General features: G+C 64.5%; 26 protein-coding genes. 20 read left to right on the forward strand and 6 right to left on the reverse strand.

Translation table 11 applies throughout. The annotated features are described in order from the left end of the window. The first annotated feature begins 159 nt into the window (after nt 1-159). From Q2M23_RS00400 to Q2M23_RS00420, 5 genes are all read left to right on the forward strand, one after another. Nucleotides 160-1,704: an SUMF1/EgtB/PvdO family nonheme iron enzyme gene (locus tag Q2M23_RS00400; RefSeq protein WP_316393656.1), complete on the forward strand. Its 1,545-nt coding sequence runs from the start codon at nt 160-162 to the stop codon at nt 1,702-1,704. Between the two features lie 37 nt (nt 1,705-1,741). Next, nucleotides 1,742-2,167, forward strand: coding sequence for a DUF4399 domain-containing protein (locus Q2M23_RS00405; RefSeq protein WP_028342408.1), 426 nt, complete (start codon nt 1,742-1,744; stop codon nt 2,165-2,167). A 157-nt stretch (nt 2,168-2,324) separates the two neighbouring features. Continuing rightward, complete coding sequence (locus Q2M23_RS00410) at nt 2,325-3,071, forward strand: transporter substrate-binding domain-containing protein (protein WP_316393657.1); 747 nt, start codon at nt 2,325-2,327, stop codon at nt 3,069-3,071. Nucleotides 3,072-3,501: 430 nt separating this feature from the next. Continuing rightward, nucleotides 3,502-4,320 (forward strand): formate/nitrite transporter family protein, encoded by an 819-nt coding sequence (locus Q2M23_RS00415; protein WP_316393658.1) that lies wholly within the window; start codon nt 3,502-3,504, stop codon nt 4,318-4,320. 60 nt (nt 4,321-4,380) lie between these two features. After that, entirely contained in the window at nt 4,381-6,117 is a 1,737-nt protein-coding gene (locus Q2M23_RS00420; protein ID WP_316393861.1) for a bifunctional protein-serine/threonine kinase/phosphatase, read from the forward strand. A gap of 166 nt (nt 6,118-6,283) precedes the next feature. Here Q2M23_RS00420 and Q2M23_RS00425 read toward each other — a convergent pair whose 3' ends face one another. Both Q2M23_RS00425 and Q2M23_RS00430 read right to left on the reverse strand, forming a co-directional pair. After that, nucleotides 6,284-7,078, reverse strand: a complete 795-nt coding sequence (locus Q2M23_RS00425) for a substrate-binding domain-containing protein (RefSeq protein WP_316393659.1) — start codon at nt 7,076-7,078, stop codon at nt 6,284-6,286. Nucleotides 7,079-7,272: 194 nt separating this feature from the next. Further along, nucleotides 7,273-8,496, reverse strand: coding sequence for a polyhydroxyalkanoate depolymerase (locus Q2M23_RS00430; protein ID WP_316393863.1), 1,224 nt, complete (start codon nt 8,494-8,496; stop codon nt 7,273-7,275). A gap of 161 nt (nt 8,497-8,657) precedes the next feature. Between Q2M23_RS00430 and Q2M23_RS00435 the strand changes: the two genes are divergently transcribed. From Q2M23_RS00435 to Q2M23_RS00445, 3 genes are all read left to right on the forward strand, one after another. Further along, nucleotides 8,658-9,314, forward strand: coding sequence for a glutathione S-transferase family protein (locus tag Q2M23_RS00435; RefSeq protein WP_168857485.1), 657 nt, complete (start codon nt 8,658-8,660; stop codon nt 9,312-9,314). 320 nt (nt 9,315-9,634) lie between these two features. Beyond that, nucleotides 9,635-10,069, forward strand: a complete 435-nt coding sequence (locus tag Q2M23_RS00440; protein WP_057014914.1) for a cupin domain-containing protein — start codon at nt 9,635-9,637, stop codon at nt 10,067-10,069. A gap of 31 nt (nt 10,070-10,100) precedes the next feature. Next, nucleotides 10,101-10,238 (forward strand): hypothetical protein, encoded by a 138-nt coding sequence (locus tag Q2M23_RS00445; protein WP_168857487.1) that lies wholly within the window; start codon nt 10,101-10,103, stop codon nt 10,236-10,238. A 90-nt stretch (nt 10,239-10,328) separates the two neighbouring features. On the opposite strand, the gene Q2M23_RS00450 is transcribed toward Q2M23_RS00445, so the two are convergent. Then, nucleotides 10,329-10,553 (reverse strand): hypothetical protein, encoded by a 225-nt coding sequence (locus Q2M23_RS00450; RefSeq protein ID WP_057014915.1) that lies wholly within the window; start codon nt 10,551-10,553, stop codon nt 10,329-10,331. A 194-nt stretch (nt 10,554-10,747) separates the two neighbouring features. Between Q2M23_RS00450 and Q2M23_RS00455 the strand changes: the two genes are divergently transcribed. Beyond that, nucleotides 10,748-11,119 (forward strand): hypothetical protein, encoded by a 372-nt coding sequence (locus Q2M23_RS00455; RefSeq protein WP_316393660.1) that lies wholly within the window; start codon nt 10,748-10,750, stop codon nt 11,117-11,119. 174 nt (nt 11,120-11,293) lie between these two features. Here Q2M23_RS00455 and Q2M23_RS00460 read toward each other — a convergent pair whose 3' ends face one another. Further along, nucleotides 11,294-12,397 (reverse strand): mandelate racemase/muconate lactonizing enzyme family protein, encoded by a 1,104-nt coding sequence (locus Q2M23_RS00460; protein WP_057014917.1) that lies wholly within the window; start codon nt 12,395-12,397, stop codon nt 11,294-11,296. Nucleotides 12,398-12,620: 223 nt separating this feature from the next. After that, nucleotides 12,621-13,862 (reverse strand): ABC transporter substrate-binding protein, encoded by a 1,242-nt coding sequence (locus tag Q2M23_RS00465; protein WP_229193007.1) that lies wholly within the window; start codon nt 13,860-13,862, stop codon nt 12,621-12,623. A gap of 56 nt (nt 13,863-13,918) precedes the next feature. Here Q2M23_RS00465 and Q2M23_RS00470 point away from each other — a divergent pair, with 56 nt between their 5' ends. Then, nucleotides 13,919-14,104, forward strand: coding sequence for a hypothetical protein (locus Q2M23_RS00470; RefSeq protein ID WP_316393661.1), 186 nt, complete (start codon nt 13,919-13,921; stop codon nt 14,102-14,104). Then, nucleotides 14,101-14,940: an AraC family transcriptional regulator gene (locus Q2M23_RS00475; protein WP_229193006.1), complete on the forward strand. Its 840-nt coding sequence runs from the start codon at nt 14,101-14,103 to the stop codon at nt 14,938-14,940. Before Q2M23_RS00470 ends, Q2M23_RS00475 begins: the two co-directional genes overlap by 4 nt. A 181-nt stretch (nt 14,941-15,121) precedes the next feature. Here Q2M23_RS00475 and Q2M23_RS00480 read toward each other — a convergent pair whose 3' ends face one another. After that, complete coding sequence (locus Q2M23_RS00480; protein ID WP_057015096.1) at nt 15,122-16,132, reverse strand: polyprenyl synthetase family protein; 1,011 nt, start codon at nt 16,130-16,132, stop codon at nt 15,122-15,124. Nucleotides 16,133-16,267: 135 nt separating this feature from the next. Here Q2M23_RS00480 and Q2M23_RS00485 point away from each other — a divergent pair, with 135 nt between their 5' ends. The 9 genes from Q2M23_RS00485 to Q2M23_RS00525 all read left to right on the forward strand — a co-directional run bounded on the left by Q2M23_RS00485 (nt 16,268) and on the right by Q2M23_RS00525 (nt 24,316). Continuing rightward, entirely contained in the window at nt 16,268-16,495 is a 228-nt protein-coding gene (locus tag Q2M23_RS00485; RefSeq protein ID WP_026193157.1) for a DUF2007 domain-containing protein, read from the forward strand. 16 nt (nt 16,496-16,511) lie between these two features. Beyond that, nucleotides 16,512-17,315, forward strand: coding sequence for a tRNA1(Val) (adenine(37)-N6)-methyltransferase (locus Q2M23_RS00490; RefSeq protein ID WP_316393864.1), 804 nt, complete (start codon nt 16,512-16,514; stop codon nt 17,313-17,315). A gap of 296 nt (nt 17,316-17,611) precedes the next feature. Then, on the forward strand, nt 17,612-18,523 hold the full coding sequence (locus tag Q2M23_RS00495) for a S49 family peptidase (protein WP_057014921.1): 912 nt from the start codon (nt 17,612-17,614) through the stop codon (nt 18,521-18,523). 117 nt (nt 18,524-18,640) lie between these two features. Beyond that, nucleotides 18,641-18,832 (forward strand): hypothetical protein, encoded by a 192-nt coding sequence (locus tag Q2M23_RS00500; RefSeq protein WP_026193154.1) that lies wholly within the window; start codon nt 18,641-18,643, stop codon nt 18,830-18,832. A 242-nt stretch (nt 18,833-19,074) separates the two neighbouring features. Then, nucleotides 19,075-20,010 (forward strand): glycine--tRNA ligase subunit alpha, encoded by a 936-nt coding sequence (locus Q2M23_RS00505; protein WP_316393662.1) that lies wholly within the window; start codon nt 19,075-19,077, stop codon nt 20,008-20,010. Continuing rightward, complete coding sequence (gene glyS / locus Q2M23_RS00510; protein WP_316393663.1) at nt 20,010-22,106, forward strand: glycine--tRNA ligase subunit beta; 2,097 nt, start codon at nt 20,010-20,012, stop codon at nt 22,104-22,106. Before Q2M23_RS00505 ends, glyS begins: the two co-directional genes overlap by 1 nt. Nucleotides 22,107-22,109: 3 nt before the next feature. Further along, a complete protein-coding gene (locus tag Q2M23_RS00515) occupies nt 22,110-22,706 on the forward strand; it encodes a class I SAM-dependent methyltransferase (RefSeq protein WP_076824004.1) in 597 nt (198 codons plus the stop codon). Further along, nucleotides 22,706-23,077 carry a GFA family protein gene (locus Q2M23_RS00520; RefSeq protein WP_082653649.1) on the forward strand — a complete coding sequence of 124 codons (372 nt, stop codon included), beginning with the start codon at nt 22,706-22,708 and terminating at the stop codon, nt 23,075-23,077. The genes Q2M23_RS00515 and Q2M23_RS00520 overlap by 1 nt, the downstream gene beginning before the upstream one ends. 138 nt (nt 23,078-23,215) lie before the next feature. Beyond that, entirely contained in the window at nt 23,216-24,316 is a 1,101-nt protein-coding gene (locus Q2M23_RS00525) for a hypothetical protein (protein ID WP_316393664.1), read from the forward strand. Nucleotides 24,317-24,378 lie beyond the last annotated feature (62 nt).

Here is a 24,378-nt window from a genome sequence, read left to right on the forward strand (position 1 = left end):
TGCCCGACCGGCGGGCCTCGACCGACGGCGGATAACCGTGACATGGTCACGCTTCGCGAACTTTGTTCCGACCCGCAGGTGTGGTAGGTTGAAACGGGCCTCGGGGACGAAGGCGCCGGTTGCGCCTTGAACACGTCTTTGCGGAGCAGCCGGAGCGCTATGGGAGAAATTCGCGACTTCAAGTCAGGCCGGTCACAGCCCGACAATACCCAGCCTCCCGGCGATTCAATGCCGCGGCGCCTCGCGGCGATCGTAGCGGGCGATATCGCCGGCTACAGCCGGTTGATGCAGCTCGATGAGGAAGGCACGCATACGCGCGTCAAGCGGACCCTGCGCGATCTGATCGAGCCCACGATTGCCGAGCACCACGGCAAGCTGGTCAAGACCACCGGCGACGGCTTTATCGCGATGTTCGACAGTCCGGTCGAGGCCGTCCGTTGCAGCATCGTGATCCAGCAGAACATGATCGGCCGCAACGCGGCGATCGCGAGAGATCACTGGATCGAGTACCGGATCGGCGTCAACCTCGGCGACGTCATCATCGAGCCCGACGATATCTATGGCGACGGCGTCAACGTGGCCTCGCGTCTGGAAGGGATCGCGGCGCCGGGTGACGTCTTCATCTCCGGCGGCATCTACGAGCAGATCAAGCACAAGATGGTCTGCGGATACGAATCGCTCGGCGACCGCAAGGTCAAGAACATCACCGATCCGGTCCGGGTTTATCGTGTGCTGCCGGATGCAGCCGCGTACCAACGGACGCGCAGGCGCCGTGAGTCCGTCCTGCTCACGCTGCTCGGATTGGCGGTCGCGATCATCGCCGGCGGCGTGCTGTGGTATCTGCTCGCCCAACCGCGCGGCAAGCCGGCCGACGTGGCACAGGCGCCTCCGGCACCGACGGCATCGCCTGCCGTCCAGCCGCCGGCACCAAGCCCGGCTCCGACCCAAACCGCAAGTCCGGCCCCGGCGGCACCGACACAGCAAGCGTCGCCTCAGCCCGCGCCCTCGGCGAGCCCTACCCCGGAGCTGCCGGAGCCCGAACTGGTCTCACTTCAAGCCGGCAGCTTCTCGATGGGAAGCAATGACGATCCTTCCGAGCGGCCGATCCGCCGGGTGACGGTCAAGCCCTTTGCCATGGGCAAGTATCCGGTCACGGTCCGCGAATGGAACGCCTGCGCGGCGGCCAAGGCCTGTGGCTTCACGGCCAGCGGCAAGGACGACGCTCCGGTCACCAATGTCAGCTGGAGCGATGCGAAGCAATATGTGACGTGGCTCGCCGAGCGTACCAAGAAGCCCTACCGGCTGCCGAGCGAAGCCGAGTGGGAATATGCGGCGCGCGGCGGAACGCAATCGAAGTACTGGTGGGGCGACCAGGTGCAATCGGGCCACGCCGGGTGCAAGGATTGCGGCGGCGACAGTGCGGCTGAGCAGCCGGTCAAGGTCGGCAGCTACAAGCCGAATCCGTTCGGCCTCTACGACATGGGCGGCGGGGTCGATCAATGGGTCGAGGATTGCTGGCACAGGAATTACCAGGGCGCGCCGACCGACGGTGCGGTCTGGTCCGGCGGCGACTGCGCCTCGCATGTCATCCGCTCCGGCTCGTGGAAGAATGACGCACGCTATGTGCGCCCGGCCAATCGCGATAATTACGACACCAATGTTCGTTATCCGACCCACGGTTTGCGGGTCGCGCTGTCTCCCTGAGCGATCATCCCTGATCGCCAGGCTTCATGGAGGGGCTATGAAAAGTGCAGGCTTGATCATGCTCGCCGCGGCACTGACGCTGTTCGCGGCTCCGGCCGACGCTCAGAACAAGCCGGCCGGCAAGGACACCAAGCTGTATTTCATCTGGCCGCGCGACGGCGCCAAGCTCAAGAGCCCGTTCTGGTGCCGCTTTGGGCTGCGCAACATGGGCGTCACCCATGCCGGCGACGACTACCCGAACAGCGGCCATCACCATCTTCTGATCGACGTGAATGAGCCGTTGAATCCGAATGAGCCGATTCCGTCGGACAAGTCTCATCTGCATTTCGGTGCCGGCCAGACCGAGACGCAACTCGATCTGGCGCCCGGCAAGCACACCTTGCAGCTGGTGCTGGGTGACGCCAAGCACTATCCATTCAGCCCGCCGGTCGTCTCCGAAAAAATCACCATCCGGGTCAGATAGGCCGATACGGATAGCTCCCTTGCGGGAACCGGCGCTTGCACAAGGCCGCGCCGTGCGGTTTGTTGCGCGCCTGCCGGACAGCAAGATTCGGCGTGGAGGAAGTCTGATGTCGCCTCGACTGCTGCGTCTGGCCGGCCTCGTTCTGGGAGTGATTGTCATGGCCACATCAGCGGATGCCGACGCCTTGAAGGATCAGATCGCGCCGACCGGAAAGCTCCGGGTCGCGATCGCGATCAGCCCGGCCGGCGGTGCGTTCTGGTCGACCAAGACCGAGAGCGGCTATGCGGGCGTTCCCGTCGATCTCGGCCGCGAGATGGCGGCGCAACTCGGCATCCCCGTCGAATATGTCGTGCACCAGAATTCCGGCCAGATCACCGACGCGGCGGCCAAGAACACCTGGGACATCACCTTCCTGCCCAAGGATCCCGAGCGTGAGACCAAGATGACGTTCGGGCCGATCTACGAGGTTGCCGACGCTACCTATATCGTCAAGCCCGGCTCGACGATCACGAATTTCGCCACGCTCGACCAGGACGGCGTCAAGGTCGCCGCCGTCAATGCCACCACCACGATGCGCGGCGCGATCGCCCATCTCAAGCACGCCAAGGTGACGGGCTATCAGACCTACGACGAGATCTTCAATCTGCTGAAGAGCGGCGAGATCGACGCCTTCGCATTGTCGCGCGATCAGCTCAACGCGATGGCGAAGAAGATTCCGGGCACGCGCGTGCTGGACGAGACCTTCAAGCAGACCGTCACCGCGGTCGCGGTACCGCTCAACCATCCGCTCGCCGCGGCCTTCGCCACCAGGTTCATGACGGAGGCGATCGCCAACGGCACGCTCCGCAAGGCCTACGACAACAACGGGCTGAAGGGCGCGCCGGTCCGCATCGAGGTGAAGTGAAGTAGCGGTGCGTATCGACTCGTTCACCGTCATCCCCGCGCAAAGGCGAAGCCTTTGCGCGGGAATGACGGTGATGGAGGGGCGCGCATCCTCTGGGCGACATCTGGGCATGCTGCATAATTCCGCGCCATCGCGCCGTGCGGTTCCTGCGCCACCAGCCTAACTCATTGTATTGACGGGGATTTAAAGCCAATCGCCAGCGTCGCCGCTTGGCACATCCATTGCTTTTGATTGCACCAGTCAATGACGACTGCCGACCTCCGGATTGCCAAGGCCAGTGCTGGCCGAGGCGAGGGGATCAAGGCGCCCAGCCCGGGCGTCACGAGCAATCGTTGACCCCCCATCTCCCGGACGAACGAGCATTTCAACCAACTCGCGTCGCTTCCGGCAGGCAACCGGCGCGGCCGAATTGCGCAAGGGGATTTTACGAATGGCCTATCTCGCTCCGTCCGAATTCGTCACCAAGATGGTGGATGCCGGCGAATCCAAGATCTTCATGTCGACCCGCGACACCGTGATCCGCGCCTACATGGCCGGCGCGATCCTCGCGCTGGCGGCCTGGTTCGCCGTGACGATCAACGTCAATACGGGTCAGCCGCTTGTCGGAGCATTGTTGTTTCCGGTCGGTTTCGTCATGCTCTATCTGCTGGGCTTCGATCTATTGACCGGCGTGTTCGTCCTTTCGCCGCTGGCGCTGCTCGACAAGCGTCCCGGCGTCACGCTTGGCGGCGTGCTGCGCAACTGGGCTCTCGTCTTCATGGGCAATTTCGGAGGCGCGCTCACGGTGGCGTTCATGATGGCGTTCGTGACGACGTTCGGCTTCACGCAGGAGCCCGACAAGGTCGGCATGACCATCGGCAATATCGGCGAGGGGCGAACGCTGGGCTATGCGGCGCATGGCGCGGCCGGCATGGCCACGCTGTTCATCCGCGGCATGCTCTGCAACTGGATGGTTTCGACCGGCGTCGTCGGGGCGATGATCTCCACCACGGTGCCCGGGAAGGTGATCGCGATGTGGATGCCGATCCTGGTGTTCTTCTACATGGTGTTCGAGCATTCGGTGGTGAACATGTTCCTGTTCCCGTCGGGACTGATGCTGCATGCGAAGTTCTCGATCATGGACTACCTGATCTGGAACGAGATCCCGACCGTGCTCGGCAATCTCGCCGGCGGCCTCGCCTTCACCGGGCTCACGCTCTACACCACGCATGTGAAGACGGCGCCGAAGCGCCAGCGCCTCGCGGCTTGATCCTCGACGACTTATGGGGCTCTCCTGTCACGGAGGTCCCCATTGGCTTTGGGACGGTCGATGCCGCGCGCGCTGACAATATCGGTCGGGCAATTCTCTGATCAGGGCCGCAAGGACGCCAATCAGGACTTCCACGGCGCCTTGATCCCCGGCGAGCCGCTGCTCGGCCTGAAGGGCATCGCGGTGGTGCTCGCCGACGGCATCTCCTCGAGCAGCGTCGGCCGCATCGCCGCCGAATCCGCGGTCAAGAGCTTCCTGACCGACTACTACTGCACCTCGGAATCCTGGTCGGTAAAGTCTTCGGCGCAGCGCGTGCTGGAGGCGACCAATTCCTGGCTGCACGCGCAGACAAGGCGCAGCCAGAATCCCTACGACAAGGACAAGGGTTACGTCTGCACGCTGAGCGCCCTGGTCATCCGGTCGACCACGGCGCACCTGTTCCATGTCGGCGACTCCAGGATCTACCGCGTCGCCGGCAACAGCCTCGAACAACTGACCATCGACCACCGCGTCGTGATCTCCTCGCAGCAGAGCTATCTTGGCCGCGCGCTCGGCGTGAACCCGCAGCTCGAGATCGACTACCAGGCGCTCCCGCTAGAGCGCGGCGACATCTTCCTGCTGGTAACCGACGGGATCTACGAGCATGTCCCGGCGCGGCAGCTCGCGAAGACGATCAAGGACTGTGCCGCCGATCTCGATGTCACGGCGAAATCGATCGTCGAGCAGGCCTATGAGAACGGCAGCCCGGACAATCTCACCGTGCAGATCGTCCGGATCGACGAATTGCCCGACGGCGATGCCGGCGAGGTGTTCGGCCAGCCGACCGAACTGCCGCTGCCGCCGCTGCTCGACGCACGGATGCTGTTCGACGGCTATCGCATCGTGCGCGAGCTCCACGCATCGCACCGCAGTCACATCTATCTCGCGGTCGACGAGGACAGCGCCACCACGGTCACGATCAAGATCCCCTCGATCGACCTGCGCGACGATCCGGCCTATCTGAAGCGTTTCATGATGGAAGAATGGGTCGCCCGGCGGATCGACAGCCCGCATGTGCTGAAGCCGTTTTTGCCGCAGCGCAAGCGCAATTTCCTTTACGTCACGATGGAATATATCGACGGTCAGACCCTGACGCAGTGGATCACGGACAATCCAGCGCCGTCGCTGGAGACGGTACGCGGCATCACCGAGCAAATTGCAAAAGGGCTGCGCGCCTTCCACCGCAAGGAGATGCTGCACCAGGACGTCAGGCCCGACAACATCATGATCGACAGGACTGGCACGGTGAAGATCATCGATTTCGGCTCGACGCGGATCGCGGGCGTCGGCGAGGCGGCGCCGGCGGGCGTCGAGGACATTCTGGGCACCCAGCAATACACCGCGCCGGAATATTTCCTCGGTGAGGGCGGCACCGCGCGCTCCGACCTGTTCTCGCTCGGCGTCGTCACTTACCAGATGCTGACGGGACGCTTGCCCTATGGCGCGCAGATCGCGCGGGCCCGGACACGATCCGACTTCAACCGGCTGGTCTATCGTCCGGCCGCGCATCGCGGGCGCGAGATACCGGGCTGGGTCGACGGCGCGCTGGAGCGCGCCGTGCATGCCAACCCGCTCAAGCGCTATGAGAGCTTTTCGGAGTTCCTGTTCGACCTGCGCAATCCCAACGCAAAATATCTGACGACGTCATCGACCCCGCTGATCGAGCGCAACCCGGTGCTGTTCTGGAAGTCGACCACGCTGCTGCTGGCGCTGGTCGTGGTGCTGCTGCTCGCCTACGGCGCGCATCATTGGCGGTAGTGTATCTAGTCGCCATCTAGTCCCGTCACCCTGAGGAGCGCGCACTTGCGCGCGTCTCGAAGGGTCGACGGCCACCAGCCGGGCCGTGCATCCTTCGAGACGCCCGCAAGTGCGGGCTCCTCAGGATGACGGGGAGGGAGTAGAACGGGGAGAGAGTCGGACGCCGCTAATGCATCCCACCCGCCGTAATCGGATCGAGGCCGCTCTTCACCAGCGCGTCGCGCGCGTCCGGCGAGGCGAGGAAGCTGATCAGCGCCTTGCCGGCCTCACGCTCCTTTGCAGCCGTCGCGATCCCGGCGGAAAATACCGTGATCTTCTGCAACGGCTCCGGCAATGGGCCGACGATGTCGATGCCGGCGACCGGCTTCAGCTCGGAGATCTGCTGCAGGCCGATCTCGGCCTCGCCTTTGGCCACGATCTCGCCGACCGGCGTCGCCGGGATCATCCGCGCCTTGTCCTTCATCTGATCGGCGATGCCGAGCTTTGCGAACATCTCGGTCGAGACATAGACGCCGCTGGCGCTGTCGGAATAGGCGACAGACTTCGCCGCCAGCAGCGCCTGCTTGACGGTGTCGGCCGAGCCGATGTCCGGTTTTGGCGCGCCGGCCTTCACCGCGATGCCGATCGGCGACTTCACGAGATCGACGCGGCTGTCGGCCAGCACTTTGCCCTGCTTGATGAGATCGCCGAGCGCATAGCCGACCATGATCAGCACGTCGGCCGGCTCGCCGCGCTCCAGCCGCACCGGAATGGCGTTCGTCGTGGTGCCCATCGACGGCCCGAAGGCGGTCACCACCTTGTGCCCGGTCTTGCGCTCGAACTCCGGCACCAGCGCCTTGTAGGCCGCCGTCAGTCCGCCCGAGATCATGACATGGACTTCGGCGGCGGATACGGCTGAGGTGAAGGCGAGGGCGCCGATGACGGCGAGCGTGAGGGCACGGAAGGCAGTGGGCGCGCGCATGGAGTTTCTCCCTGGACGATTCTTGGGAAGCGGGTCGTCGTGGCCGGGAGACTATAGCGCGAGTCGATGCGTGGCTAGCCGCCACCCGTCATTGCGAGGAGCGTAGCGACGAAGCAATCCACCTTTCCGCCCATGTGGAACGATGGATTGCTTCGCTTCGCTCGCAATGACGGGGAAAGATCGTTGCCGATCCGTCACGAATTCACGTGCACGAAATCGCGCAGCAGCGGGTAGATCTCGTTGTTCCAGCGCTTGCCGGAAAACACGCCGTAATGGCCGACGCCGGCCTGCATGTGATGCACCTTGCGATAGGTGCGGACTCCGGTGCAGAGGTCCTGCGCGGCGAGCGTCTGGCCGATCGAGCAGATGTCGTCCTTCTCGCCTTCCACCGTCATCAACCCCATGCGCCGGATCGACGCCGGATTCACCGGGCGGCCGCGATGCATCAGCATGCCCTGCGGCAACAGATGCTCCTGGAACACGTCGCGCACCGTCTCGATGTAGAACTCCGCCGGGAGGTCCATGACCGCGAAATATTCGTCGTAGAAGGTCTTGATCACCTCGGCCTTGGCGGTCTCGCCCTTGGCGAGATGGTGGGCCAGATCGATATGCTGCTTGATGTGGCGTTCCAGGTTCATCGACACGAACGCCGTGAGCTGCACGAAGCCGGGATAGACCTGGCGCAACGCGCCCTTGCACTGCATCGGCACGTAGTTGATCAGATTGTCCTCGAACCATTTGATCGGCTTGCTCTTGGCGAATTCGTTCACCTTGGTCGGCTGGATCCTTGTGTCGATCGGCCCGGCCATCAGGGTCAGCGAGGCCGGCCGCGCCGGATGATTGTCTTCCGACATGATCGCGGCGGCGGCGAGCGCCGACACCGAGGGCTGGCAGATCGCCACCATATGCGCGCGCGGGCCGAGCTGGCCGAGGAAGTCGATCAGATGGTCGGTGTAGTCCTCGAGCCCGAAGCGGCCCTCGCTGCGCGGGATGTCGCGCGGATTGTGCCAGTCGGTGATGTAGACGTCGTGGTCCTGCAGCAGCGTCTTCACGGTGCCGCGCAGCAGCGTGGCGAAATGCCCGGACATCGGCGCCACCAGCAATAGCCGCGGCTGCTCCGGGCCGTCGACCTTCCTGAAATGCAGCAGCGAGCCGAACGGCGTGGCATAGGCAACCTCCTCGGTCACCTGCAATTCCCTGTTGCCGACGGTCACGCTGCCGATGCCATAAGGGGGCCGCGCGTAGGTCAGGCTGGAGCGGGAGATCAGCTCGAGCGCGGCCGCGAGCCGGCCATACATCCGGTCAGCGGCGCCCTGCGGCACCAGATTGAGGTATTTCAGCGCCGCTGCAGCCCCGGTCCGCCATGGCGCCGTGAGGTCCATGTGGTTCTGATAGGCTTGGTACATCATTGACATCATACGCATCCACCCGTGGCCTGGCTCGCCATGCAATATCGACGCCAGAGGCGGGCCGGCCGCCCGGCAAATTGGCACGTGGCTTGCTGCAAAAGCTGATGGGCGGCGGCTGAACCGGCGCGATATCCGGGAGCTGAGGACGCGTTCAGGCGTGAGGGACAGATATGGCGAAAGCGACACTCACCATCAGCAGCAAGAATTACTCCTCCTGGTCGCTGCGCGGCTGGCTGCTGGCGAAATTCGCCGGGCTCGACTTCGAGGAGGTGGTCACCGCGCCCGACGACCCGTCGGCCCGCGCCGAGCTGCTGCTGCTGTCGTCCTCGATCCTGGTGCCCTGCCTGCGCCACGACGGCGCGACGGTCTGGGATACGCTCGCGATCGGCGAGTATCTCAACGAGATCATGCCGCATGCAGGGCTGTTGCCGGAAGACCGGATCCAGCGCGCGCATTGCCGCTCGATCTCGGGCGAAATCCATTCCGGCTTTACCACGCTGCGCTCTTCGCTGCCGGTCAATCTCAAGGGCCATTTCCCCGGCTTCAAGATCTGGTCGCGGGCGCAAGCCGACATCGATCGCGTCTGCACCATCTGGCGCGACTGCCTCGGCGCATCGGGCGGGCCGTTCCTGTTCGGCGAACGCCGCACCATGGCGGACGCGATGTATGCGCCGGTCGTGACCCGCTTCATGACCTATGACGTCAAGCTCGAGCCTGCGCTTGCGGTGTATGCCAGCACCATCATGACGATGCCCGAGATGCAGGAATGGATCGAGGCCGCGAAGGCGGAGCCGGCCGACGTCGAGGAGCTCGAGGTCGAATATTAGGCAGCGCCCGGCCCGGCCTGCCTGCATCGGCGGCTCAAGCACGAGGCAAGCCTTGCTCAATAGACGTGCCGCCGGCGTCGGGCACCGGCATGCGCGCCGGACCCGCGCGACAGCCACTGAGGCGCAAATTCGTGCCTCGCTCCAAATGCTTCTGCGGCGATATCAGCGCATGGCGAGACGGTTCGCCGCAGCCTAACCCGGCTGGCAAGGATTTCGCATGGCAATGACCGAGCTGTGACCGCGACGATGCGACGCTGCCGAAAATTTGGACGCTGAGCCGCGCCGCGATCTCGCGAACACGAGAACCGTGGAGGCTTGAAATGAACCAGCACGCCGTCGTCAGCAAATTCTCCCACGTCAAACCCGGTGACACCGAGTTCAAGGGCGGAGGTCTGCGCGACTTCTTCCTGTATCGCGATCTCGGCATCGCCGATGCCACCAGCGGGCAGGTGATCTGCCACCTGGTCAAGGCCAATCCCGATATGCCGCCGGAGCAGGGCACCGGCTGGCACAAGCATCTGTGCGATTTTCAGATCGTCATCATGACCAAGGGCTGGGCGCGCTTCATGTACGAGGACAAGGAGACGCTGGTCGAGGCCGGCGACGTCATCCATCAGCGTCCCGGCATCACCCACTATTTGTTCGATTACTCGAAGGACATGGAATATCTCGAGATCGTCAGCCCAGCCGATTTCAAGACTGTGGATGTGCCGCCGGCGACCGAAGCGGTGCCGCCGATCACGCCGTGGAAATGATCGCCCGGGCGGACAGAGAGGAGGGATCGCGATGTCGTCTGCGGAAGAGTTAACCTTTGTTATCGGCCGCTGGCTGCGGCCGATCGTCATGCTTCTGTATGTGGTGCGCAGCCTCGGGCTGATGGCCACATCTAGCCGTGAACAACGCAGTACGTTGCTCGATCAGTGATTCGGACGCGGTTCGTTCCACCCGCGTTCCAAATCTTAAGACACGGTGCGCGCGCGTCGCGTTTTGAAACAGCGCGCACCGATGTCGGCCTCAGGCCACGCCTGCCTGCTTCTCGCGCGGCATCCGCCATGCGATGACGTTGGCTTCCAGCGCGCCGCCGGTGTTGTCATTGCGCCACTGGCCGTTGACGAAGCGGCAGGCGAACGGCAGCTGATACGTTCCGCTATGATCCTCACAAAGTACTTCCACGCGCTGTTCCGGCGCCGGTTCGCCATTGCCGTCGAATTGCGCCATCCGTTTTTCGCGCGTTGCCATGCGATCTGTCTCCACTGCCCAAGGTCGAGCCAAAAGGGATCGAACCAAACAAGTTCCGAAGGCCCCCGTCCCCACGAGTAGTCCCGTAATGGGTGAAGCACACCGCTTGAATGCGGTTTCAGTGTGGTATGTCTGCCTCGCTTTCAGCGTCGCGAGCACAAAACTGTGAATGACGCATTTGCCTGGAGACGCCGATGACCGCTCGTTTTGTTCTCGCCTTGCTGGCACCGCTCGCACTCGGCGTCGCCGGAACCGCGCATGCGCAGGACGTTCCCGGCATCGAGATCTGCACCGTCGAGAAAACCATGGAGCGGCGCACGAGCTGTTTGCAGAGCAATGTCGATTTCCTGCAGAAGACGATCAACAAGCTCACATCGGATCATCAACAGAAGCTCGATGCCGCCAACCGGCAGATCGTGAGCTTGCAGAGTTCGGTCGCGAACTTGCAGAAGCTCATCACCGATCTGCAAACAGCGCAGGTCAAGCTGACCGAGGACCTGAAGAAGAAGGCCGACGCGCCGCCGGCGAAGGACGCCGCGCCCGCCGCGAAGGACGGGACGAAGTAGGAAATCGTCATTGCGCGCCACCCGGTCGGCGCGAAGCGCCGCCGGATGACAGGCTCCGCGAAGCAATCCATCCCACCGCGCGTGCGGAACGATGGATTGCTTCGTCGCTTCAGCGCAAAATTGCTTTGCAATTTTGTCGCGAGCTCCTCGCAACGACAGGACGCGCGTCTCGGCTCACGCCACCCGATACTGCTCCATCACGTCGCGATCCGGCTCGTAGCCGAGGCCGGGGCCCTGCGGCACGGCGACATGGCCGTTGGCGTCGACGTCGATGCGATCGCCCCACAGGCAGGCCGGACGCTTCATGAAGAACACCTCGATCAGCCCCGCGTCGCGGATCGCCATCAGATGCAGCGTGGCGAGGAAGCCCGGCCCGAAATAGGGCGAGTGCGGAATCACCTGGACGCCGAACTCGTCGGCGAGGACGGCCACCCTCAGAAATTCGGTGATGCCGCCGACCTTGATCACGGAGGGCTGCGCGTGACTGACCGCGCCTGCGGTCATCATCTGGCGGAATTGATGCACGGTGCAGGCGTTCTCGCCGGCCGCGATATCGAGCCGGCCTTCTCTGCGCACCTCGGCGAGCGTCGCAAAATCCTCCGGCGGCCAGACCGGCTCCTCCAGGAACAGCGGCGCGGCCTGCTTGCAGTCGCGCGCGAACTGGATCGCCGCGGGTCCGTCCAGCGGGCAGTTCATGTCGACCATCAGCGGCACGTCAGGGCCGATCGCCTCGCGCGCGGCGGCGACCGCGGGCACGGTGGTCTCGTGCAGCTTGATCGCGGAATAGCCCAGCTTGATCGCCTTCTTGCATTCGGCGGCGATGTGCGCCGGATTGCCGATTCGCATCAGGCTCGCATAGGCCGGGATCGTGCTCCGCTTCGCGCCGCCGATCAGTTGATGCAGCGGCACGCCCTTCACCTTGCCGGCGAGATCCCACAGCGCGATGTCGAGCGCCGAGATCGCAAACATCGTGATGCCGTAGCGGCCGAACAGATGGAGGTTGCGCTGGATCTGCTCCATCGCGGCGGGGATACTGGCGGCGTCGGGCACCTCGAGGCCGCGGGCCTGCGGCGCGATCATCTCGGCCACCGCCGTGCAGCTCGTCTTCGGGCAGACATAGGCGAAGGCATCGCCCCAGCCGGTGAGGCCGGCATCGGTCGAAACCTCGACCAGCACCATGTCGAGCGCCGAGATCGCGGAAGCTCCCTGGCGGAAGCTCGCGGGCCCGGCGTCGTAGGGAATGCGGATATGGTGGGCGCGGACGTCGGTGATTTTCATTGTTGTTGTCCTTCCGATCGCAGGATGTGCCTGGAATTCGTGGTGGCCGGACACTTGAGCCTGAAGAACGGCGTCGCTTCGGCTGGTCTGGGTTCCGGCCATCGCAAATCTTGCTCGTAACGAGTCTTGCTTGCGACAAGTCTTGCTCGTGAATCATGTCGAAGACGTGGATGCCCGGCGCACGGCCGGGCATCACGAACCGCAAAGTTGTGAAGGAAAGCCCTCAACTGCTCTTCTCGCCGCTCATGATGGGGCCGAACCGCTCCCAGCTCTCGCCCTTGAAGCGCATCATCTGCAGCTGCTCGATCGGCGCATAGTCGTCCGGCCCGGTCTTGATCTTGGTGCCGGGCAGATAGATGCCGATCTCGAAGTTGAGGCTGGCCGCCTGCTTCATCAGGTTCTCGCGGGTGAGATTGTCGCCGCATTGCCGCAGCACCTGCTCGAGCCCCTTGGCGACACCATAGCCGAATACGGTGGCGGCGTCGTCGAGGTCGCCTTCGGGATACCACTTGGTCATGAAGGCGCGCCACTCGGTCATCGCCGGATCGTTCTTCCACTCGGTATCCTTGGGGTCCTTGAGATACGCCGTGGACAGCACGCCCTGGCTCGCTTCATAGCCGGCCGGCTTCATCACGCCGCCGATCGAGCCGGAGACGTTGGTCAGGAACTGCACCGGATGCCAGTCGAGCTCGGCGGCTTTCTTGATCGCCTGCGCCGCGAACTTCGGCGTTGCAATGTTGACGAAGATGTCAGGGTTGGCGCCCTTGATCTGCACGATCTGCGAATCCACCGTCGGTGACGAAGTCTCGTAGGAGGATTCGACGACGATCAGCTTCTTGGCCTGGTCGCCGAGCCCGTCGTGCAGGCCGATCAGATAGTCCTTGCCGAAATCGTCGTTCTGATAGAGCACGCCGATGGTCTTGCCCGGATAGTTCTGCAGAATGTACTTGGCATAGATGCGCGCTTCGACCTGGTAGCTCGGCTGCCAGCCCATGGTCCACGGGAAGTTCTTCGGATCATTCCACTTGGCCGCGCCGGTGGACACGAACAACTGCGGCACCTTCTTGGCGTTCATGTATTTCTGGATCGCGGTATTGCCCGGCGTGCCCAGCGGATTGAAGATCAGGAGCACCTCGTCGCTCTCGACCAGCTTGCGGGCCTGCTCGACCATCTTCGGCGGCGAGTAGGCGTCATCGTAGGAGATGAAGTTGACCTTGCGGCCGTTGATGCCGCCTTCGCTGTTGAGTTTGTTGAAATAGGCGGCTTCGGTCTTGCCGATCGTGGCGTAGGCGGACGCCGGACCGGAATAGGGCATGATGTTGCCGACCTTGATCTCGGTGTCGGTTGCGCCCGGATCGTATTTCTTCTGCGCGTTGGCGGCGCTGGCGACGGCGATCGTCAAAAGCCCCGCAAGCGCCGCTGATTTGACGCAGTTGGCATAGCTCAAGCGTTGGTGGTGCATCATTGTCCTCCCTGACATGCTGGCCGCGGCTCTTGCAGTCTTGATTATCGGGCAGCTTGATGAGCCGTCGGATCGATGCGTTGGCGAGTATGCACGATTACAACATTGTTGCCAGCGACGGCTTTGCGGGTAAATTTCCGTGGAGCGGAACCGCGGTTTCGCCGTCGGGCAGCAAGGACTGTCAAATGCCGCGCGCGGCCGCCGTGCATGATGCCCGAGCTTTGCAGGAAAGCCGTCATCCATGAATCCAGCCCAGAAGGCGCTCTGGTATATCGAAAGCCATCTCGGCGCGCCGCTGACACTCGACGAGATTGCCGCCGTAGCCGGCGTCTCGCGCTTCCATCTGGTACGGGCGTTCGCGGAGGCGACCGGGTTCTCGGTGATGCGTTATGTGCGGGCCCGGCGGCTCAGCGAAGCCGCGCGCGAGCTCGCGGCCGGTGCGCCCGATATTCTCAGCCTCGCGCTGGATGCGGATTACGGCTCCCACGAAGCATTCACCCGCGCGTTTCGCGACCATTTCGGCGTCACGCCCGAGACGGTGCGCGCGACAACGTGTCTGACGACACTCAATCTCCAGGAGCCGATCACCATGATCTCGACAGCTCTCGACCACATCGATCCGCCGCGCATCGCCACCGGGAAGGCGTTCCTCGTCGCCGGCATCGGCGAGCGTTACAACCACGGCAATGGCAGCGATGCCGGCATTCCGAACCAGTGGCAGGGCTTCCACCAGCAATGCGCGCATATCCCCCGCCAGGTCGGCAACGTCGCCTATGGCGTCTGCTGCAACGGCGACGATGCCGGCAATTTCGATTACATCGCCGGCGTCGAGGTCGCCGATTTCTCCGACCTGCCGCGCGAGTTCGCGCGCGTCCGCATTCCCGAGCAGAAATACGTCGTGTTCACCCACGCCGACCACATCTCGACCATCCGCCGCACCGTCAACACGATCTGGAATCGCTGGCTGCCGCAATCCGGCATGAAGGTCGCGGACGCGCCGAACTTCGAGCGCTACGACGAGAAGTTCGATGCGAGTACCGGCAATGGCGGGCTGGAGATCTGGGTGCCGGTGAAGGAGTAGCGGGCGCCGGTGCAGCAAACCCTGCTGTCGCCCCCGCGAAAGCTGGGACCCATGACCACCGATGCTTGTTATTTGCGTGACGCTGGAATGACGAGACCCGCCTACAACTCTCGCCGCGGAGTATGGGTCCCGGCTATCGCAGGACGACACACACCGCCTCTGTTGTTCGCGAGCGCCTAGATCAATGAGAGCGCGCCAGGCAGAACGCGACGACCTCTTCCAGCGCGGTCTTCATCGGCGAGGGCGGGAACAGCGCCAGCGCGTCGACCGCCATCGCGCCGTAGTGCTGGGCGCGGCTGATGGTGTCTTCGAGGGCGCGGTGCTTGGTCATCAGTCCGATCGCGTGATCGAGGTCGGCCGATCCGATCTCGCCGCGCTCCAGCGCGCGGATCCAGAACTTGCGTTCGGTGTCATTGCCGCGGCGGAAGGCGAGCACCACCGGGAGCGTGATCTTGCCCTCGCGGAAATCGTCGCCGACATTCTTGCCGAGTTTTGCGGATTTGCCGCCATAGTCGAGCACGTCGTCGACGAGCTGGAAGGCGATGCCGAGATTCATGCCGACCGAGCGGCAGGCGGTCTGCTCGGCCTTCGGACGGTTGGCGATCACGGGGCCGACCTCGCAGGCGGCGGCGAACAGCTCCGCGGTCTTGCCGCGGATCACGGCGAGATATTCGTCCTCGGTGGTCGCGGTGTTCTTGGCGGCGGCAAGCTGCATCACCTCGCCCTCGGCGATGGTGGCGGCGGCGGCGGAGAGGATGTCGAGCGCGCGGAGCGAGCCGACCTCGACCATCATCCGGAACGCCTGGCCGAGCAGGAAGTCGCCGACCAGCACGCTGGCCTCGTTGCCCCACAGCATCCGCGCGGACAATTTGCCGCGGCGCAGCTCGCTCTCGTCGACCACGTCGTCATGCAGCAGGGTCGCGGTGTGCATGAACTCGACCGCGGCGGCGAGCTTGATATGGCCGTCGCCGGAATAGTCGGCGAGCTGGGCCATCGCCAGCGTCAGCATCGGGCGCAACCGCTTGCCCCCGGAGGAGATCAGGTGATTGGCGACCTCGGGGATCATGGTGACCTCGGAGCCGGTCCGCGAAAGGATCGTCGCGTTGACGCGCTCCATGTCGGCGGCGAGAAGTCCCACCAGCCCGTCGATCGAAGCATTGGACGGGCTTTCGAAGGGTACAATAACCGCCACGCTGGTCTCCAATTTTGCCGAATACGCACTATGCTCAGCTATAACAATAGAAACTGCGCGGTGCAGCGGCAAGGCCATCAAGTTATTGACATGTGGCGCAAGTGCCGCATTGCCGGGGCGACAGGAGAGCGTATTTTGCGGGAATTGGTACGGACCAATGACATGGTGCTGGTCTCCGCCATCGGCGCGCTGCTCGACAGCGCTAACATCCATCATCTGGTGCTGGACCAGAACATGAGCATCATCGAGGGCTCGCTCGGCGTCTTGCCGCGCCGGATCCTGGTGCATGAGGACGACAACCACGAGGCCCGCCAGCTCCTGACCGATGCCGGCCTCGGCCACGAATTGCGGGCCGATGACTAGAGCGTTTTCGAGCGAAATGGGCCCCGGTTCGCGTGAAGAAAACGCGTCAAAAAGCGAGTCTCCGGCCGCCGGGATCACCGAAGACGGATTTCTCGGTGGCCAATTGCGCCTGCGGCAACCCCGCAGCGGCCACCGCGCCGGCCATGACGCGATCCTGCTCGCCGCGGCGACGCCGGCTCGATCAGGCGACCGCGTCGTCGATCTCGGCTCCGGCGTCGGCGCGGCCGGGCTGGCCGTGGCGCGGCGGGTGAGGGGGATCAATCCCGTTCTGGTCGAAATCGACCCGGCCCTGGCCGAGCTTGCGCGGAATAATGCCGCCACCAACGCGATCATGGCGGAGGTGATCGTGCTTGATGTCGAAGCCGGCGCCGCAGCCTTCGATGATGCCGGCCTCGGGCCGGATAGCGCCGACGTCGTGCTGATGAACCCGCCGTTCAACGATCCGTCGCGGCACCGCGCCTCGCCGGACGGTGTGCGCGAGCGCGCCCATGTCGCGAGCGCGACCACGCTGGCCGGTTGGGTTCACGCGGCGCGGCGGATTCTCAAGTCGAACGGGCAGCTTGCGCTGATCTGGCGGGCCGACGGCATTGCCGAGGTGCTGGCCGCGCTGGACCGTGGTTTTGGCAGCCTCGAGATCCTGCCGGTTCACGGTGACGGGACGTCGCCGGCGATCCGAATCCTGGTGCGGGCGACCAAGGGCGGCCGGGCGCCGACGCGGCTCCATGCCGCACTGCTGCTCAATGAAGAGTCAGGCGTGCCCAATAAATGGGTGCAGGAGGTGTTGGCTGGGAAGGGGGAATTGCCGCTGGCGCGGCGCTAAAACGATCATGCTCGAACAAGAAGCCAAGGCGCGATGGCATTGCGCTTTAGCGGGCAGGCATGCTGCCCACGTCGTCAGAGGCACTAAATCACTGCGAAGCCGTTTCCGACTGGCGGTCCGGCGTGGACGTGAAGTGGATCGCCGCCAGGAGTGTACCGATCAGCAAAATCAGCAGATAGATTTTCATGAGTCCCTCTCCGCCCGCGCATTGCAGCCCCAATGACAAAATGCAAAACGCGTTCCACGGATTCCAATGACAGTGGCGTGATAAAAAGTGGTTAATTCGAGGTAACGGCATGAGTGAACAAATAAGTGATCACGCTGGACGTTCGGGACTGCTCGAACGCGTGCAGGCAGTGTTGCCGGCGCGCTTCAGGCGCGGCGCGGCCGTCGTGCCGGTGGTGCGGCTGGCAGGCGTGATCGGCGCGGTGACGCCGTTGCGGCCCGGCATGACACTCTCCGGCGTCGCCAAGATGCTGGAGCGCGCCTTTGGCACGCGGAATGCCAAGGCGGTGGCGCTGGTGATCAATTCGCCGGGCGGCTCGCCGGTGCAGTCACGGCAGATCTATCTGCGCATCCGGCAACTCGCCGCCGAGAAGAAGTTGCCGGTGCTGGTGTTCGTCGAGGACGTCGCGGCCTCCGGCGGCTACATGATCGCCTGCGCGGGCGACGAGATTTATTGCGACCCGTCCTCGATCCTCGGCTCGATCGGCGTGGTCGGCGGCAGCTTTGGCCTGGAGGGGCTGATCAAGAAGATCGGGGTCGAGCGCCGGCTGTATACGGCGGGCAGCCACAAGGCGATGCTCGATCCGTTCCTTCCCGAGAACCCCGACGACGTCGCCCGGCTGAAGGCGATCCAGCGCGAGATCCATGCGATCTTCATCGCGCTGGTGAAGCAGAGCCGCGGCAGCCGCCTCAAGGGTGCCGACGACATGCTGTTCACCGGTGAATACTGGGCCGGCGATACCGCGATCGGTCTCGGGCTCGCCGACGGCATCGGCGACATCCGCTCCACTTTGCGGGCCCGCTATGGCGACAAGGTGCTGACCCCGGTGATTGCGCCGGCCAGCGGCTTGCTGTCCGGCCTGCTCGGCCGGCGGGCGCCGGGGGCAGGGTCGCTGGCGGCGCTGGACGGGCTGGCCGCGCTGCCGGACGAGGTGATCTCGGCGCTGGAAACCCGGGCGATTTGGGCCAGATTCGGGCTGTGAACACAGGGATGTGAGCGCGCCATTTAGCCCCAAAAACCGCGATTGCGGCGCAGGCCGCCTTGCGCGAGAATGCCTGTCATTGGGGGCCTGACAGACGTGAACGACAAGGATCGACCGATGCCGCCGCTGATTGCATTCGCAGGCGTCTTGGGAAGCCTGGCCGTGGTCCGCTGGGCGTACAAGACGGCCGTCCGGATCAACCAGGAACTCGAAGAGGCGCGATTGTCCCGCGTGGCCGAGGCCACCCGCGCGGGCGAAATTAAGACCCTGCGCCGCGACCCCGTGACCGGGGCCTATCGCCCGGGCTAGGGGGCTTGGATCTCCCTCGCCCCGCGCTTGCGGGGAGAGGGCCGGGGTGAGGGGCTGTTTCCGCAGATTCGAAAGACCTACGCGGAGAGTCCCCTCACCCGAAATGCGCGCTGCGCGCGAATTTCGACCTCTCCCCGCAAGCGGGGCGAGGTGCAGAAACATCCCCCATCGCCTTGATTCCATTGGCTGCCGCCGATACGGTCCCGCGCGCCTCACACCCCCTCGCGAGATCGATTCCAACGATGGACGCCCTGCCTGACCACATGCGCCCGGAACGTTCGTTCCAGGGCTTCATCCTGGCCCTCCAGCGGTTCTGGGCCGAGCAGGGGTGCGTCATCCTGCAGCCCTACGACATGGAAATGGGCGCCGGCACCTTCCATCCCGCGACCACGCTGCGCGCGCTGGGGCCCAAGCCCTGGAACGCGGCCTATGTGCAGCCCTCGCGCCGGCCCAAGGACGGCCGCTACGGCGAAAATCCCAACCGCCTGCAGCACTACTACCAGTTCCAGGTGATCATGAAGCCGTCGCTGCCGAACCTTCAGGACCTGTACCTGAAGTCGCTGGCCGCGATCGGGATCGACGCCGCCGTCCACGACATCCGCTTCGTCGAGGACGACTGGGAAAGCCCGACCCTCGGCGCCTGGGGCCTCGGCTGGGAGTGCTGGTGCGACGGCATGGAGGTGTCGCAGTTCACCTACTTCCAGCAGGTCGCCGGCGTCGAATGCGCGCCAGTCGCGGGCGAGCTTACCTACGGACTCGAGCGGCTCGCGATGTATGTGCAGGGCGTCGACCGCGTCTACGACCTCAACTTCAACGGCCGCGAGGGCGCCGAGAAGGTGACCTATGGCGACGTCTTCCTGCAGGCCGAGCAGGAATACTCACGACACAATTTCGAGCACGCCGACACCGCGATGCTGTTCGAGCAGTTCAGGATGGCCGAGGAGGCCTGCCGCAAATATCTCGCCGCCGGCTGGCGTGAGGGTGGGAATCAAAAGGAACATCTGATGGCCTTGCCGGCCTACGACCAGTGCATCAAGGCGAGCCACGTGTTCAACCTGCTCGACGCCCGCGGGGTCATCTCGGTGACGGAGCGGCAGAGCTACATCGCCCGCGTGCGCGACCTGGCGAAGGCCTGCGGCGAGGCATGGATCCACACTGAAACGGGCAGGGCGGTCTGATGCCCGATCTTCTCCTCGAACTGTTCTCCGAAGAAATTCCCGCGCGCATGCAGGCGAAAGCGGCCGACGATCTGCGCCGCATGGTGACCGACAAGCTGGTCGCCGAAGGCCTGGTGTATGAGGGCGCCAAGGCATTCGCGACCCCGCGCCGTCTTGCGCTCACCGTGCACGGCATTCCCGCGCGCCAGCCCGATTTGAAGACCGAACGTCGCGGCCCGAAGATCGGCGCCCCTGATGCGGCGGTGCAGGGCTTTCTGAAAGCGACCGGTCTCACGTCGCTGGATGAAGCAAAGGTCCAGAAAGATGCGAAGGGCGACTTCTACATTGCGCTCATCGAAAAGCCCGGCCGTGCCGCGATCGACGTGATCGCGGAAATGCTGCCGGTGATTATCCGGACCTTCCCCTGGCCGAAATCGATGCGCTGGGGCGCGCGCTCGGCGAAATCAGGCTCGCTCACCTGGGTGCGCCCGCTGCACGCCATCACCGCGACCTTCGGTCTGGAGACCGAGGAGCCCGACATCGTCAAGTTCTCCGTCGACGGCATCGAGGCCGGGCAGACCACCTATGGCCATCGCTTCATGGCGCCGGGTGCGATCTCCGTGCGCCGCTTCGAGGATTACGAGGCCAAGCTGAAGGCCGCGAAGGTGATCCTCGATCCGCAGGCGCGCAAGGACATCATCCTCGAGGACGCCAAGGAACTGGCGTTCGCGCAGGGCCTCGAACTGGTCGAGGATCAGGTACTGGTCGACGAGGTTTCGGGCCTCGTCGAATGGCCGGTCGTGATGATGGGATCGTTCGAGGAGCAATACCTGTCGATCCCCGACGAAGTGATCCGCGCCACCATCCGCAACAACCAGAAGTGCTTCGTGGTCAGGGATCCCAAGACGGGCAAGCTGACCAACAAGTTCGTGCTGACCGCCAATATCGAGGCGCCCGACGGCGGCAAGACCATCGTCGCCGGCAATGAGCGCGTGATCCGTCCGCGGCTGTCCGACGCAAAATTCTTCTACGAGACCGATCTGAAGACCAAGCTGGAAGACCGGCTGCCGAAGTTCGAGCAGATCGTGTTCCACGAGAAGCTCGGCACCCAGGCGGAGCGCATCAAGCGGATCGAGCGGCTCGCCGCCGAGATCGCGCCGCTGGTCGGCGCCGACGTCGCGAAGACCAGGCGCGCCGCGCGCCTCGCGAAGGCCGATTTGCTGACCGAAGTGGTCGGCGAATTCCCGGAGTTGCAGGGCCTGATGGGCAAGTACTACGCGCTGGCGCAGGGCGAGGATGCGTCCGTCGCCGCCGCGAGCGAGGACCACTGGAAGCCGCAGGGGCCGACCGATCGCGTGCCGACCGATCCGGTCGGCGTCGCGGTCGCGCTGGCGGACAAGCTGGACACGCTCGCCGGATTCTGGGCGATCGATGAGAAGCCGACGGGTTCGAAGGACCCGTTCGCGCTGCGCCGGGCAGCGCTCGGTGCGATCAGGCTGATCGTCGAGAATACGCTGCGCCTGCCGATCCTGAAGACGGCCAAATCCGCGTTGCTCGGATTGTCGCTCGAGGCCGATGCCGAAACGCTGCCGAACGATCTGCTAGCCTTCTTTGCCGACCGCCTGAAGGTCCAGCTCCGCGATCAGGGCGCGCGCCACGATCTCGTCGATGCCGTGTTCTCGCTTGGTGGCCAGGACGATCTGCTGCTCGTCGTCCGGCGCGTCGAGGCGCTCGGCAAATTCCTCGACAGCGACGACGGCAAAAACCTGCTCGCTGGCACGAAACGCGCCAGCAACATTCTCGCGATCGAGGAGAAGAGGGAAAAGCGGACCTTCGACGGCGCGCCTGACGCCGCGCTCTACACGCTCGACGAAGAGAAGACGCTGGCCAAGGCGATCGACCAGGTGAAGGCCGAGGCCTCCGCCGCCGTCGCCAAGGAAGACTTCGCCGGCGCGATGAGCGCGATGGCCAAGCTGCGTCCGGCGGTCGATGCGTTCTTCGACAAGGTCAAGGTCAACGACGACGATCCGAAGGTACGCGAAAACCGCCTCAAGCTGCTCAACGAGATCCGCGCTGCGACGCGCGCGGTTGCGGACTTCTCCAGGATCGAGGGCTGATCGATGGACCGCGCAACGCTCGCCGCTTACGACAAGGATGCGGCGGCGTTTGCGCAGGACTGGCACGAACAGCCGGCCCCGGTCGATCTGCACGACATCGTCACGCGGTTCTTCATCCGGGGCGGCGCGACCGCCGATATCGGCTGCGGCAGCGGCCGCGAGGTGGCTTGGCTCAATGCCAACGGCTTTCCGGCCGAAGGCTTCGACGCCTCCGGGGGCCTGCTCGCGGAAGCCTGCGCCCGCTATCCGGCGCTGCGCTTTGCCCGCGCCGAGCTGCCGGACCTGTCCGGCACCGCCTCCGGCAGCTTCGACAATGTGCTCTGCGAGACCGTGATCATGCATCTCGATCACGCGCTGATCGCGCCGTCGGTCCGTCGCATGTTCGATATCGTGAAGCCCGGCGGCATCTTCTATCTGAGCTGGCGCGTGACCAGAGGTGACGATGCGCGCGATGCGCATGGCCGGCTTTACGCGGCGTTCGATACCGCGCTGGTGCGGGCCGAGCTGGCGGCGGCCGAGTTGCTGCTCGACGCGGAGGTCGTCAGCGCATCGTCCGGCAAGGTCATTCACCGGCTGGTCGCCAGCAAGGGCGGGCGATGATGGCGCGGCTCGCGACATGCGCCTGCGGACAGCTCCGCGTCACCTGCCAGGGCGAGCCCACCACAGTAGCGCTGTGTCATTGCCTGGAGTGTCAGAAGCGAACCGGCAGCACCTATGGCGTCGCGGCGTTCTTTCCGCGCGCTGACGTCGAGCCGCAGGGCGAGGCGCGCGAATACAGCCGCATCGGCGGCAGTGGATCTGCCGTGGTGTTTCATTTCTGCCCGAATTGCGGATCGTCGGTCTATTGGGAGCCCGGTCGCGCGCCGGACCTGATCGGCGTTGCGGTCGGCGCCTTCGCGGACCCCGATTTTCCCGCACCGTCGCAATCGGTCTTCACGCAGCGCCGCCACGCCTGGGTCGTCGACAAATAGACCACCGCCGCAGCGATTTGCGTCGCGCTGGAAATATTTCGACACAATTTGCAATTTGTTAACCATGCCCTGCGAAGGTCCTGACAAAGCAACGATTTCTTAAGACATCGCCCCTCGCGCCAATGCAGGGACCGCCCGATGACCTCGATCGGCACCACGCCCAATCCCTACGCCCAATATGGTTCGGCCTATGCGCGGGCAGCAGCGACGCCGTCACTGGCGGCGACCTTGTCGGGCGACGGCACCGCCGGCGATCTGTCGGCGTCCTCGACGGCCAACGCGGCAACCAACCTCACGCTGTCGGACGCCGCCCGCGCGCAGCTCGCCAAGGCGCCGCTGCCGGATTTTGCCACCGTCACCAGCGATGCGCGGATCACGCTCGACCGGCTCTACACGGTCGCCGGCGTCAAGGCGCCGATCGTCGACGGCAAGACCACCATCGATCTCTCGACGCTGGACCGTCGCTCGCTGTTTGCGATCTCGACCAACAATGGCGGCAAGTTCACCCCGGACGAGCAGACTGTTGCGGCCACCGAGCTAAAGCAGCGCTTCGACAAGGCGTTGGAGCCGTCGCTGGCGACCACGCGCCTGACCGGCGACTACAGCATCAGCTACAAGACCGCGCTCGATTATCTCGATGGTGCGAGCGATGAGGAGAAGGCCACCGCAACCTGGGCCCGCCAGCGCGCCGCGGTGCTGAAGGGCTATCAGGCGACGCAGCAGGATCCGAACACGGCACCATCGGGAATTTCCGGCGATCCGATCGCGGCCTCGCTGGCGGGGACGGCGCCTCCCACAAAGAGCACCACGCGCGACTTCAGCAGCATTGCCAGCGACGTGCGCGCCTTCCTCGATCGGCAGAAGAGCGAGGCGGCGAAAAGCGGCAAGGAGCTGGTCTACGATCCCCGCCGCAAGACCGGACAGCTCGCCGACCTTTCCTCGCTCGACAACCGCTCGCTCTCGGCGATCTCGCTGAACCAGGACAAGAAGTTCTCCACCGAGGAGATCTTCGCGGCCAAGCAGGAACTCAATACGCGGACGCGTCTCGCCGTGCTCGACGCGCTGAAGCAGAGCCAGACCGCCGGCGATCCGCGCCAGTTCAGCCTCGGCATCCTCAAGCAATATTCCTCGATGAGCGCGGAGGAGCGCCAGGCTGCCAACTGGACGCAGGATTTCCAGGACGCCGCGATCAAGAGCTACAAGTCGACCTCGACGCTACTCTCGATCCTCAAGTCGTAACCCGGCACGGCATCAGAACGGAAGAGCCCCGCCCGGAGGGGAGGCCGGACGGGGCTTTCTGG

Origin of the sequence: Bradyrhizobium sp. 33ap4 (assembly GCF_032654765.1) — a bacterium.
Taxonomy (GTDB): domain Bacteria; phylum Pseudomonadota; class Alphaproteobacteria; order Rhizobiales; family Xanthobacteraceae; genus Bradyrhizobium; species Bradyrhizobium australafricanum.

Bases quoted from the DNA above. Each gene is read 5' to 3' on its own strand.
- Q2M23_RS00400 (WP_316393656.1), top strand. From the start codon at position 160: ATGGGAGAAATTCGCGACTTCAAGTCAGGCCGGTCACAGCCCGACAAT.
- Q2M23_RS00405 (WP_028342408.1), top strand. From the start codon at position 1,742: ATGAAAAGTGCAGGCTTGATCATGCTCGCCGCGGCACTGACGCTGTTC.
- Q2M23_RS00410 (WP_316393657.1), top strand. From the start codon at position 2,325: ATGGCCACATCAGCGGATGCCGACGCCTTGAAGGATCAGATCGCGCCG.
- Q2M23_RS00415 (WP_316393658.1), top strand. From the start codon at position 3,502: ATGGCCTATCTCGCTCCGTCCGAATTCGTCACCAAGATGGTGGATGCC.
- Q2M23_RS00420 (WP_316393861.1), top strand. From the start codon at position 4,381: ATGCCGCGCGCGCTGACAATATCGGTCGGGCAATTCTCTGATCAGGGC.
- Q2M23_RS00425 (WP_316393659.1), bottom strand. From the start codon at position 7,078: ATGCGCGCGCCCACTGCCTTCCGTGCCCTCACGCTCGCCGTCATCGGC.
- Q2M23_RS00430 (WP_316393863.1), bottom strand. From the start codon at position 8,496: ATGATGTCAATGATGTACCAAGCCTATCAGAACCACATGGACCTCACG.
- Q2M23_RS00435 (WP_168857485.1), top strand. From the start codon at position 8,658: ATGGCGAAAGCGACACTCACCATCAGCAGCAAGAATTACTCCTCCTGG.
- Q2M23_RS00440 (WP_057014914.1), top strand. From the start codon at position 9,635: ATGAACCAGCACGCCGTCGTCAGCAAATTCTCCCACGTCAAACCCGGT.
- Q2M23_RS00445 (WP_168857487.1), top strand. From the start codon at position 10,101: ATGTCGTCTGCGGAAGAGTTAACCTTTGTTATCGGCCGCTGGCTGCGG.
- Q2M23_RS00450 (WP_057014915.1), bottom strand. From the start codon at position 10,553: ATGGCAACGCGCGAAAAACGGATGGCGCAATTCGACGGCAATGGCGAA.
- Q2M23_RS00455 (WP_316393660.1), top strand. From the start codon at position 10,748: ATGACCGCTCGTTTTGTTCTCGCCTTGCTGGCACCGCTCGCACTCGGC.
- Q2M23_RS00460 (WP_057014917.1), bottom strand. From the start codon at position 12,397: ATGAAAATCACCGACGTCCGCGCCCACCATATCCGCATTCCCTACGAC.
- Q2M23_RS00465 (WP_229193007.1), bottom strand. From the start codon at position 13,862: ATGATGCACCACCAACGCTTGAGCTATGCCAACTGCGTCAAATCAGCG.
- Q2M23_RS00470 (WP_316393661.1), top strand. From the start codon at position 13,919: ATGAGCCGTCGGATCGATGCGTTGGCGAGTATGCACGATTACAACATT.
- Q2M23_RS00475 (WP_229193006.1), top strand. From the start codon at position 14,101: ATGAATCCAGCCCAGAAGGCGCTCTGGTATATCGAAAGCCATCTCGGC.
- Q2M23_RS00490 (WP_316393864.1), top strand. From the start codon at position 16,512: ATGGGCCCCGGTTCGCGTGAAGAAAACGCGTCAAAAAGCGAGTCTCCG.
- Q2M23_RS00495 (WP_057014921.1), top strand. From the start codon at position 17,612: ATGAGTGAACAAATAAGTGATCACGCTGGACGTTCGGGACTGCTCGAA.
- Q2M23_RS00500 (WP_026193154.1), top strand. From the start codon at position 18,641: ATGCCGCCGCTGATTGCATTCGCAGGCGTCTTGGGAAGCCTGGCCGTG.
- Q2M23_RS00505 (WP_316393662.1), top strand. From the start codon at position 19,075: ATGGACGCCCTGCCTGACCACATGCGCCCGGAACGTTCGTTCCAGGGC.
- glyS (WP_316393663.1), top strand. From the start codon at position 20,010: ATGCCCGATCTTCTCCTCGAACTGTTCTCCGAAGAAATTCCCGCGCGC.
- Q2M23_RS00515 (WP_076824004.1), top strand. From the start codon at position 22,110: ATGGACCGCGCAACGCTCGCCGCTTACGACAAGGATGCGGCGGCGTTT.
- Q2M23_RS00520 (WP_082653649.1), top strand. From the start codon at position 22,706: ATGGCGCGGCTCGCGACATGCGCCTGCGGACAGCTCCGCGTCACCTGC.
- Q2M23_RS00525 (WP_316393664.1), top strand. From the start codon at position 23,216: ATGACCTCGATCGGCACCACGCCCAATCCCTACGCCCAATATGGTTCG.